The organism is Enterococcus sp. AZ188 (assembly GCF_050544075.1).
GTDB classification, from domain to species: Bacteria; Bacillota; Bacilli; order Lactobacillales; family Enterococcaceae; genus Enterococcus_D; species Enterococcus_D entomosocium.
The window spans coordinates 3694823-3706473 of sequence record NZ_CP172943.1; the positions used below are offsets into that span (position 1 = coordinate 3694823).

Annotated in this window: 10 protein-coding genes; 4 read left to right on the forward strand and 6 right to left on the reverse strand. The window is 44.3% G+C overall.

Going from position 1 to position 11651, the window contains the following annotated elements; genetic code table 11:
- Positions 1-193: 193 nt before the first annotated feature.
- The 3 genes from menA to pplA form a co-directional block, all read right to left on the reverse strand.
- Positions 194-1147, reverse strand: a complete 954-nt coding sequence (gene menA / locus IGI86_RS16975; protein WP_016612070.1) for a 1,4-dihydroxy-2-naphthoate polyprenyltransferase — start codon at positions 1145-1147, stop codon at positions 194-196.
- A 12-nt stretch (positions 1148-1159) separates the two neighbouring features.
- A complete protein-coding gene (locus IGI86_RS16980; RefSeq protein WP_005232994.1) occupies positions 1160-2236 on the reverse strand; it encodes an FAD:protein FMN transferase in 1077 nt (358 codons plus the stop codon).
- Positions 2237-2496: 260 nt separating this feature from the next.
- Positions 2497-3435, reverse strand: coding sequence for an extracellular electron transfer flavoprotein PplA (gene pplA / locus IGI86_RS16985; RefSeq protein WP_430617617.1), 939 nt, complete (start codon positions 3433-3435; stop codon positions 2497-2499).
- 270 nt (positions 3436-3705) lie between these two features.
- Here pplA and IGI86_RS16990 point away from each other — a divergent pair, with 270 nt between their 5' ends.
- The 4 genes from IGI86_RS16990 to IGI86_RS17005 all read left to right on the forward strand — a co-directional run bounded on the left by IGI86_RS16990 (position 3706) and on the right by IGI86_RS17005 (position 7829).
- Positions 3706-5646 (forward strand): NAD(P)/FAD-dependent oxidoreductase, encoded by a 1941-nt coding sequence (locus tag IGI86_RS16990; RefSeq protein WP_005230327.1) that lies wholly within the window; start codon positions 3706-3708, stop codon positions 5644-5646.
- Positions 5647-5852: 206 nt separating this feature from the next.
- Positions 5853-6260 (forward strand): NusG domain II-containing protein, encoded by a 408-nt coding sequence (locus tag IGI86_RS16995; protein WP_422708985.1) that lies wholly within the window; start codon positions 5853-5855, stop codon positions 6258-6260.
- A gap of 10 nt (positions 6261-6270) precedes the next feature.
- Complete coding sequence (locus tag IGI86_RS17000; RefSeq protein WP_005232987.1) at positions 6271-6831, forward strand: Gx transporter family protein; 561 nt, start codon at positions 6271-6273, stop codon at positions 6829-6831.
- An 11-nt stretch (positions 6832-6842) separates the two neighbouring features.
- Positions 6843-7829, forward strand: coding sequence for a polyprenyl synthetase family protein (locus IGI86_RS17005; RefSeq protein ID WP_081119194.1), 987 nt, complete (start codon positions 6843-6845; stop codon positions 7827-7829).
- 164 nt (positions 7830-7993) lie between these two features.
- Here IGI86_RS17005 and gor read toward each other — a convergent pair whose 3' ends face one another.
- From gor to IGI86_RS17020, 3 genes are all read right to left on the reverse strand, one after another.
- A complete protein-coding gene (gene gor / locus IGI86_RS17010; protein WP_313263676.1) occupies positions 7994-9340 on the reverse strand; it encodes a glutathione-disulfide reductase in 1347 nt (448 codons plus the stop codon).
- A gap of 94 nt (positions 9341-9434) precedes the next feature.
- Entirely contained in the window at positions 9435-10676 is a 1242-nt protein-coding gene (locus IGI86_RS17015; protein ID WP_008381725.1) for a peptidase U32 family protein, read from the reverse strand.
- 13 nt (positions 10677-10689) lie between these two features.
- Complete coding sequence (locus tag IGI86_RS17020; RefSeq protein WP_016612060.1) at positions 10690-11610, reverse strand: peptidase U32 family protein; 921 nt, start codon at positions 11608-11610, stop codon at positions 10690-10692.
- Positions 11611-11651 lie beyond the last annotated feature (41 nt).

The window sequence follows — 11651 nt, forward strand, 5'->3', positions numbered from 1 at the left end:
AAAGCAACCTAGGCAGCTCCCAAACAAACTTTACTGCTATGATCAATTCCGCAGAGAAAGCGAGCCTCATCTTTTCATAATAAGTAGGATGCTTGTTCTTTTATCATGTCTTTTCTACAGTTTTTATGCGCTCTTTCATTCCCCACATAAAAAAGATCGACCTGCTCTTTCAAGAGCAGGTCGATCTTTTCTTTTACAGCAATTGCCACAGCAGGCACAAAAGTAAGCCCAAGGCATAGCTGCTGTTGAATAAAATCATGTTTTTAATCGAATAGCCGAAGCTACGTGGGTGCGGCAGGCTGGCTTGATGTTCTTTCAAGTTTTGGCGGATTTTTGGCAGTGTCAGAAACACGAGCAATATCGGCCATTGAAAGAGTCCAAACAAGAGGCCCAATAAAATAGCGGCGTAGGAAGCTAGCATCATTCCTTGAAACAGACGGATACCTGCTTCACGACCGATGTAGTACACCAGTGTGTAGCGGTGATTTTCGATATCGGCTTCCAGATCCCGCAAGTTATTGGCTAACATGATGTCAGCAATCGTGAAAATCAATGGCAAGGATGCCAACACGATGGCACAAACGGCCCAGAGGTTCCCCACTAAGCCAAAGGTTCCGTTCGCAAAATCCAGTGCCAGATAAAAAACTTTTTGATCAATGGTATTGATATAGATCGTGATGGCAAAAATTCCTAATCCCATCGTTACGCCGCTGAACACCTCGCCTAAAGGCATCCGCGATAACGGAATGGGGCCAAAGGTATAAAAGACTCCGATAAAGCAAACGACCAACCCCATCACTAGCAGCAACCAGCCAGTGACAAACGACAAGTAAAGACCAATTAACAAGGTTCCTGCCAACATCGCAAAAATCAGATTGCGAACAGTAGCTTCTGAGATGTTTTCTCGCCCGATCACATTGTGCTGGTATTTGTAGGTTTCTGATTTGGCTTTTTTGAAATCCATATAATTGTTGATGGACGTCGTCGTCAAATCAAACAGCAGCATCCCCAGAAAAAAGATTGCGGTATTCAACGGATGAAATTCATGAAAATACACCAACGAGAACAACACACCCATAATGAAGGGGAAGACACTGGCCACTTTGGTACGGATCTCCACTACTTCTAAAAACACTGAAAGAGACATCTTTCACTCCTCCTATTCTAAATCAGCACGATCACCCATCGTGTAGCCTGATTCCTCTGAAAGCTCAAAGGTATCTTTGATGCCGTCTGTAACGTACACTTTATCTTCTTTTGTGATAAAGATCGCATCGGTCCCCTTTTCGGTATGCTGTTCGATATAAGCCAAGCCTTCTTTGACCCCTTTATCAAACGCCACCGTAGTCAACCCGTCACCATCGATGGATTTGTCGGTGATCACAGTCACACTTGCTACATCGCTATCGTAAGGATAGCCAGTCTCAGAATCAAAAATATGGTGATACGTTTTGCCGTCTACTTCTAAGTAGCGTTCGTAGATCCCTGAAGTAACCACTGTTTTATTGGTTTCTTTGATACTACCGATAATCGAGCCGCGAGATTTGTTCGGGTCTTGGATTCCGACATTCCATGGCTCATCTGTGCCGCGGTTACTATGACCTAATACATAGACATTCCCGCCCAAATCGACGATCGCGGAAGTCACGCCATTGTCCTTCAACACTTTGACGACTTCGTCCGTGATATAGCCTTTAGCGATCGCCCCAAGGTCAAGGATCATGTCCTTGTCTTTTAAATAAACGGTTTGATCTTCATCGTTAAACTCGACTTGTTCATAATTGATATGTTTCAATGCTTCATCGATCTCAGATTGCTCTGGCTTGCGGGCATCATCAAAGCCGATTCGCCATAATTGGGTGATGGCACCGATGGCCATATTAAAGCCGCCTTCTGATCTCACACTGTAATCGTAAGCTTCTTTTAGCAAATAATAAATATCATCCGAAACCTTCACTGGTTTGATGCCAGCTTGCGCATTGATTTCATCGATCTCTGATCCTGCTTGGTTGATGGTGATTTTATCGCCTAATTCTCTGATGCGGTCAAAGGCTGGCTTCATAGCGTCCTCTTTGCCTTCATCATAAATGCGGATTCGAGTATAAGTGCCTAATAAAAATTCTTCTTGAAAATATGGTTCTTCCCGCAGCGTCGTTGCTTCCTGATTACTGCCACAAGCTGCCAACATTGTGCCTAAAAAAACAAACATCAGAAAAAACGTTACTTTCTTTTTCATGATTTTCCTCTTTTCTATTGTCTTCAACCTTCATATAATAGCCTTTTTTTGGCAGAATGAAAAGGGGCATTCCGTGATTTCTCAAGGTATTTTAGGAATCCTTAATCGATGCTTTCCATCATTAAAGAACCCATTTCTTTTTAAAAAAAGTACTCACCAGATTGCTTTTTTTTGCACGAACTTTTCCCCTCTCATGGCTGCCCACGAAAAAAAACAGCATTCAAAACGAATGCTGTCCTCTTCATTCAAAAAAGTTGTGATTATTCAGTAACGAAGTTATCGACTTCAATGGTTGTTTGGTCACCTTTTTCAGCTGCATTCAACAATTGTTGTGCATAGATAACAAAGCTGTGGAAGCTGTGGGTTGCACCAGAAACAACGTCCATATCAGCAACAGAACCATCTTCGGCATTGACTGCAGAAACAAAAGCTTCATTGAAGTTTGGAATGAATTCTTCTGGACTTGTACCAGATTTAGCTTCCATGTTTTCGTTGTATGATGCATCATCTTTTTTCGACTCGCCGGCTTCGTTTAGGTAGTCGTAGTTTGATTCAGCGATTTTGCCGTCAGCCACAGTCATTGAGAAGACCACGCGGTAACCGTTTGAGTAGTTCTTTTCTTCTAATGTATAGGTTCCGTCTTGCAAGTCTGCACCGTTGTCGATTTCAATGGTATCCGTGTTGCCTGCTTGCGCCGCTTGGATCAATTGTTGTGCATAGTTTTGGAAGGAATCAAAGGAATGAGTCGCGCCAGAAACTACTTCGATTGAAGAAGGGCTTTGTGCGGCAACTAATTCTTCATTGAATTTAGGAATAAATTCTTCTGGGCTGATGCCTGCTTTTTCTTTCATCGTTTCATTGTATTCAGTGTTTTCTGTTTTTGATTCGCCATCAGCATTCACGTTGTCATATTTTGATTCAACGATTTTGCCGTCTTTGACTGTGATCTCAAATGTGACACGGTAGTCGTTTTTATAGTTCTTTTCTTCTAAACGATACGTCCCATCTTGCATTGGCTCGCCCGCAACAATGGTTGCTTCCGTGCTTTCTGTTGATGCTGAATCGCTTGCAGAAGTTTGTGATGTACTTTCACTAGTTGACGAAGAAGTTGTGTTATTGTCATCTGCTCCGCAACCCCCTAACAACATTGCTGAGAATGAAAATACCGCCATACCTACAATCAATTTCTTTGCTTTCATAATTATCCACCTTTTACTTGTTTATTTTCCCCACAAAAAAGTTTGTGATACATCTAACATTGTAAAGTAAATTTACGATATGTCAACCGCTTCCTTTCCGCTTTTTTACGGAAAAAGGACTTAATTTTTGATTTTCGCAAGTTTTCACGAATTTCAGGAAATATGCGTTTTTTTCATCAGAATCGTTAGACAAATGAACCATTTGTCTATATAATAGGAACGATTGTGTAATTATTATCATAGATTATTTTTATTAAGGAGAGATTTGCAATGGCAAAGAAAAACATTGTCGTTGTCGGTGCCGGTTATGCAGGCGTTTCTGCTACGAAGTACATGGCAAAGAAATTGAAAAAAGACAATGATGTTGAGATAACATTGATCGACCGTCACTCTTATCATACGATGATGACTGAACTGCATGAAGTCGCTGGAGGACGTGTAGAACCTACCGCAATTCAATATGACTTGCAGCGCTTGTTCTCACGCAAGAAAAATGTTCGTTTAGTAACCGATACAGTAACTGGGATCGATAAAGAAAATAAAACCGTCCAAACAAAATTAGGTAGCTATTCATTTGACTACTTGATTTTAGGGATGGGTGGCGAACCGAATGACTTTGGTACACCTGGTGTTAAAGAAAACGGCTTTACTTTATGGTCATTTGACGATGCTGTCCGTATTCGCGAACACATTGAAAAAACTGTCGCAAAAGCAGCGATCGAACCAGATGCAGCATTACGCAAAGCAATGTTGACCTTTGTCGTTTGTGGTTCTGGATTTACCGGGATCGAAATGATCGGTGAACTGATCGATTGGAAAGATCGTTTAGCTTCCGATTATAAATTGGACCCAAGTGAAATCAGCTTGAAAGTCGTTGAAGCAATGCCAACGATCTTGAACATGCTTGATCGTAACGATGCAGCCAAAGCAGAACGCTACTTGAAGAAAAACAATGTTGATCTTGTCTTGAATGCACCAATCGTTGAAGTGGCACCTGACCACATCAAACTAAAAGATGGTTCAACGATCCCAACCCACACATTGATCTGGACTGCCGGTGTCAAAGGAACTAGCGATGCTGCTGATTTCGGTTTAGAAACAGCCCGTGGTTTCCGTCTAGTTGCCAATGAGTACATGGAAGCAAAAGGCTACGAAGACAAAAACATCTATATTATTGGTGACTTGGTTTACTTCGAAGAATTCCCGAATACACCAACACCACAAATCGTGCAAGCAGCTGAACAAACAGGTCACACTGCAGCAACGAACATCGTTTCAGCCATCAAAGGCGGCGAAAAACATAAATTCAAAGGAAACTACCAAGGATTTATGGTTTCGATCGGTGCCAAATGGGGCGTGGCGAACTTATTCAATAAGATTCACCTGAGCGGTTTCTTAGCGATCATTATGAAACACATCGTTAACTTGAAATACTTCTTTGATATTCGTTCTGGTTACTACATGTTCCAATACTTGATGCATGAAATCTTCCACATCAAAGATGACCGGACAGTCGCTCGTGGTCACACGTCTCGTTACGGTAACGTCTTGTGGAGTGTTCCGCTTCGTATTTTCTATGGTCTTGTCTGGTTCGTTGAAGCCTTCAAGAAAATTTTAGGTACGAATGGGGAAGTCTTCAAACCTGGTACTTGGTTCGGTGAAGGTTCTTGGTTCCAAGGCAACAGCGTATTCCCTTGGACTTGGGAATATCAAACAGTCGCTGATGCAGCAAGTGGTGCTAGTGAAGCAGCCGATGCAGCAAGTGCCGCTAGTGGCGCCGGTGAAGCAGCCGATGCAGCGACACAAGCCGCACACTTTGGTTTGAGCTATGCTTACGGTGAACAACCAATGATCGTGATCGAAAAATCACCTGACTGGTTCACAAAAGTTATGCAATTTATTATGCCAAACAACGACGTTGCAATGTTCTTCCAAAAATTCATGGTCTTCTTTGAAATTGCTTTAGCTCTTGCATTGATGGCTGGTCTCTTCACTTGGTTAGTGAACGCAACGACCATCGTTTTAGTGTTGACTTTCTGTATGTCTGGTATGTTCTACTGGGTAAACATCTGGTTCATTCCAGTTGCGTTTGCCTTGATGAACGGTTCAGGACGCGCAGTCGGTTTAGATCGTTGGGTAATCCCATGGTTGCAACGTACCCTTGGAAAATGGTGGTACGGTACCCCTCGCTCCTTATATGGCAATAAATAAGCCAGCAAAATAGAATACCTGTACGACTTCATGAGACTAAGACATTCTGATTTTCAATCAGTGTCTTGGTCTCTTTCCAAGTACAGAACTTTTTCTTGATCGTCCTTGCACAGAAATCGGTGGATTATTGAGGATTCAGCTAGTAGAATCTTGTCTTCTTATGCTAGAATGAGACACATCACATGAAAGAACAGGAGTCTTTTTTGATGAAACTAAAAGAATTTATCCGCGATGCCCATTTAAAACCATGGGATGGCGTCATCATACTTGTTTTGATCCTCAGCTCTTTTTTACCGATTTTTATTTTTGGCCAGACGCAAACGGCTGAGAAAGAAGCCGTCTTGCGGGTCGATGGGACAGAAATCAAACGTTTTGACTTAATTGAAGGTCAAAAAACGTACACCTATCTTTATGAAGATGAAGACGGGGATACCAATTTACTGGAGATCGAAGGCGATCGGATCCGAATCAAGGAAGCTGATTGCGGCGACCAGATTTGTGTGCGCCGTGGCTGGGCCAGTAAAAATGGGGAAACCATTGTCTGTCTACCTCATAAATTGGTGATCGAAATCCAAGCCGCAGATGGGAGTGAGACCGACGATCTAATCTATTGATCGTTTGCTTATGAGTCGATTACAACGAATAATTTTCATCTCACTGCTGGTCGCCCAAGGGGTCGTGATTGGTTTAGTTGAAAATATGATCCCTTATCCATTTGCCTTTGCGCCTGGTGCGAAACTAGGTTTGGCAAATTTAATTACCATTATTGCTTTGTTCACCATGCCGAAAAAAGACAGTTTTCTCTTGATTTGGCTAAGACTGATTTTAACGACGTTACTAGGAGGAACGGTTTCGACCTTCTTATATAGTATGAGTGGTTCCTTACTGAGCTACTTTGGGATGTCTTTGGTGAAACAGTTGGGGCCTAAGCGTGTCAGTATCATCGGCATTAGTGCGGCTGGCGGTTTCTTGCACAACGTCGGACAGTTGATCACCGCCTCATGGATCGCTCAATCCTGGAGCGTGATGCTCTACTTGCCGGTCCTGTCTTTCTTTGGGATCTTGTCCGGGATCGCTATCGGGATCGCCGCCAACTACTTGCTGCGTCGTGTTGAAACACTGCGCCGTTTTCAAATTGATTATGAACGCCAGACCAAAGTCAAATGGCGCTCGGATTCAGAATAAAGGAGTTAATTATGAAACTTCATTCCATGTGGCAAGAGTATCCAGCACTGCAAGCTGACTTATCTGCCTCCTTGCAATTGATGGAAAAATCATTAAAACTAAAAAACAAAGAGGTCGAACAAGCGATCCTGTCCATGATCCATTCAGGTGGAAAACTGCTGCGTCCTGCTTATCAGCTGCTCTTTTCTGCTTATGGCAGCGACAAAGATCGCGAAAAAGCCGTCGCATTGGCGGCTTCGATCGAGATGCTCCACACTGCTTCGCTGATCCACGACGATATCGTCGATCATGCGGACACCCGACGCAAGCTGCCGACCATTCGTTCCGAATTTGGCAACGATGTCGCTGTCTATGCTGGTGATTACCTCTTCGTCTGCTGCTTCAAATTGATGGCGGATTATGCTAGCTCCATGAAAAGCTTGCAAATGAATTCCCGTAGTATGGAAAAAATCCTCGCCGGCGAATTAGGGCAAATGAGCAAACGATACGATTTGTCCGTCACCGTCGAGGATTACTTAGAAAACATTCGCGGCAAAACCGCTGAATTGTTTGCCTTAAGCTGCTTTATCGGGGCTTACGAAAGCGGCACCTCCTTGCGCTTTGCCAATCAAGCCCGTGAGATCGGCGAAGCCATTGGCCTTGCCTTTCAAATCATGGATGACGTCTTGGATTACAGTCAAGATGCGACTGCCTTAGGAAAACCAGTATTGGAAGATGTTCGGCAAGGCGTCTATTCTTTGCCGCTGTTGATGGCATTGAAAAATGACCGCCAACAACTGTTGCCACTGCTGGAAAAACAAGCTGCCATGACTGAGGCGGATACCCATGAAGTCTATCGGATCGTCCAAGAAAGCGCCGGTATTGACGAAGCCAAGAAACTCGCTGCCGACTACACGAAAAAAGCTTTGCAAGCGATCCAGAAATTGCCTGAGACCAAAGATGAAACCAAAACATATCTTTATCAGATCACTGCTCAGATCCTTGGGCGTCAGAACTGATCAAGGATCTAGGATAAACCCAGCAGCTGGGATCATCCTGAAATAAGCCCCCAAGGTTCGATTTCTGATCTACTTTTGGGGACTTTTTAGTTGATAGCTAGAATTTTATACGCAAAAAAAGCCTCAACGGACAACTCATCTGTCCGTTGAGGCTTTTTTTTCTTTTAACGCATCGTCACAAATTCTTCTGACCCCGTCGGATGAATGGCAACGGTTTGATCAAAGTCTGCTTTTGTAGCACCCATTTTGATGGCTACAGCGAAGCCTTGCAGCATTTCATCGACACCGATCCCGATGCCGTGCAGACCGATGATTTTTTCTTCTTCTCCTAAGCACACCAATTTCATCTCACACTTTTGGCGATACTCATTTAAAGCAAAGTACATCGGTGTAAAGCGCGAACGATACACCTTTATCTGCTCTTGGCCGTATTTTTCCAAGGCTGCTTCTTCGGATAAACCAATCGTGGCAATCGGTGGATGCGTAAAGATGACCGTCGGTACTAAATTATAATCCAAGTACGCATCGCTTTGACCGTTGAACAAGCGTTCAGACAAGCGACGACCAGCGGCAATCGCAACGGGGGTCAAATCCAATTTTCCAATGACATCGCCCACCGCAAAAATCGAGTCAGCTGTGGTATTTTGATATTTGTCCACAATGATAAACCCTTTTTCATCCAATTGGACATCGGTGTTTTCTAGGCCTAACTTATCCGTATTCGGCACGCGACCACCAGCAAAAAGGACGCAATCGCCGGTCAAGGTTTCACCATTTTCAAAGTGAACGATATACTCGTCACCTTCTTTAATGATACGAGAGGCAACGTAGCCTGCATAAGTTTCGATCCCTGATTCTTGGTACATCTCCACAAGATTATCCGCAAGCATCTTGTCAAAGGTTCGTAATGGCCGCTCTTTGCGGTACGCCCAAGCCACTTGGCTGCCCAGCTGTTGGCTGACCCCGCTGATTTCGGCTGCGATGTAGCCTGCCCCTAAGACGACCATACGCTTTGGTGCTTCTCGCAACGCAAAAAAACCATTCGAGTCAATGGCGTACTCACCACCAGGAATATTCATAGCGCTAGGTTTTCCACCGGTGGCAATCAAGATGTTTGCTGCATGGTAGTTTTCCCCATTGACGGTAACCGTGTGGTTATCCACAAACTGTGCATAACCGTGGATAACTTCTACATTATTGCTATCTAAGCCTTTTTGATAGGCCGTGTGTAAAAAATCAATGTATTTTTCACGGTTATCCACAAGCTCAGTGAAATTAAATTTATCCACATGTGGATAAATGCCGTAGCTAGTTGCGTCCCGCTTGATCATTTCTAACATCTCACTGGCTTGCCACATGACTTTTTTCGGCACACAGCCGACATTGACACAGGTGCCGCCTAATTCATTGCCTTCGATCAATAATACTTTGGCGCCGTGCATTCCTGCTCGATTGGCTGAGGCGATCCCGCCGCTGCCGCCGCCAATTACTATGTAGTCGTATGTTTCCATATTTGTTGTTTCCTCCTTAAGATTGTCTATGTTCTCATCGATCCTTTTTGGCTGGATTGATTTCAACAAAAAAAGCCGAGAGAAACTCTCGACCTTATTTTTTCTTCCGAATCATGTCTCCGACTTCCACCGGTTCTTTGACCGGCATCGTCAGCAGCATCATAGGATTTGGTGCACGATCGATGGATTCACCGTCTTCATTATACATGACTTCAACGGTTTGGTGAAAGTGATGGAATCCGGGACCATAAAATTCGATTTCATCGCCGACGGAAAAGTGGTTTCGTTGCCGGATCGTAGCTGTTTTCGTTGCCGGATCATATGCCATGACTTCCCCAATAAACTTGTATTGCGGAATTTTCCGACGTGGACCAAACAACTGCTCATTTTCACTTGGGGTATCATAGTAAAAGCCTGACGCAAGCTCGCGCTGCGCAACTTTCCACAGTTCATCAATCCATTCTTGTTTGCAGACATAGTTCTCTGGATCGGCCATGTAACTGTCCACGGCTGCTTTATAAACGTTCGCCACGGTTGAAACATAGTGGATCGATTTCATGCGGCCTTCGATTTTGAAACTATCCACGCCGTTTTCAATCAGATCAGGGATATGTTCGATCATCGACATATCCACGGCACTCATGGAGAATTCTTCTTCCACTGTCCCATTCTTGGTCAAACTGTTTCGTTCCGTTGCAAAGGGCATGTCAAACAGATCATATTTCCAGCGGCAAGATTGCGAACAGCCGCCGCGATTAGCGTCTCGCATCGACATATGATTGGACAAAGTACATCGGCCAGAATACGAAATACACATGGCGCCATGAATAAAGGCTTCGATCTCCACGCTAGTATTTTTGCGGATCTCAGCGACTTCCTCCATCGACACTTCTCGGGCGAGAACGACCCGTTCTAGGCCTTCTTCCCGCCAAAATTCCAATGTTTCATAGTTCGTGGCACTAGCTTGGGTGGACAAATGGATCGGTAGACCTGGCGCTTCTGTTGCGCAGATCTGGATCAAAGCGGGATCAGAAACGATCACGGCCGAAATACCGACATCTCGCAATTCCCGAAAGAATTCCCCTGCACCTTCCTGATTGCCCTCATGGGTCACCATGTTGGCTGCTACATAGACTTTTGCGTTGTGGGCTTTGGCAAAAGCCACCCCTTCCGCCATTTCTTCATAGGTAAAGTTTCCCGCGCGACTCCGTAGGCCATAGGCATTGCCGCCGATATAGACAGCGTCAGCGCCATAGTGGATCGCTGTTTTTAATTTTTCTAACGTACCAGCTGGTGCTAACACTTCTGGTCGTTTCAATGCTTGTTTAACGGTCATTTGTTCTTGCTCCTTACTTGATATCGTCAGGATCGATGGCATAAAATCCAGTGTCTAACCCACGTTCTGCCGGATGAAGTTGGGCAACTTGTTCACTGAGCACAGCAGCTTGCTCTGCTTGCCACTCCCCACTTTCTACAAGGGTCTTGGCTTGGGCAAACAGTTTAGCAATTGCCACAAAGGCTGCCCCTCGTGTATAGATTCCGTCCAACTTCCAGGTTTGAAAGCCTGTTTCGGCTAATTCCGCCAGCTGCAGCATCAAATTAATGTCGTTATTGGCAAAAATGTGCGTACCGTGGCTATCTTCATAAATGGAATAGTGGGTTTCTTCTTTTTTCGGTTCGGATAAAAACAACCCACGATCGTGGTTCTTTTCTTCCGATTGTTGGGTATAGTTATAATAATTTTGTAAAAGCGGACGCTTCGATTGGTGAATGCAGGTCGCACCATAAACCAATACTTCCACAGGAATATTTAGTTGCGGGGCCATGATTTTCATTTCCTCGAAAGGAACTTCTCGCGCTAAAACGGCTGCCCTTGCCCCTTTTTGTCCCCAAAAATTGATTTGACGAGCGCTTGTTACTAAGGTTTCCCCTGCATAGATAAATGGCAAGGCACATTCTGGATTTTGCTTCATGCGGTAAATGATCCCAGGATCTCCGAGAGCGATTTGATCGGCTTGATTGGTCTTCAGAAATGCTAGGTATTCTGGAATCAGCTTCATTTTTTCTGGGTGCATGATGCCATTGACCGCGATCGTCACTTTCTTTCCAGCTTCGTGGGCCATGTCGATCAGTCTGATTTGCTCTTCACGAGAAAAAGAGGCCGGTAGGCGCAACCCAAATGTCTCTTCTCCAAAAAACAATGTATCAACATAAGGGATCAGCTGCTGTGCTTGCTCGATCGATTCCACCGTGGCGATAATCTCAACCATAATACTCCTCCTTTTTTCAACTCATTCATAGTATCACACAG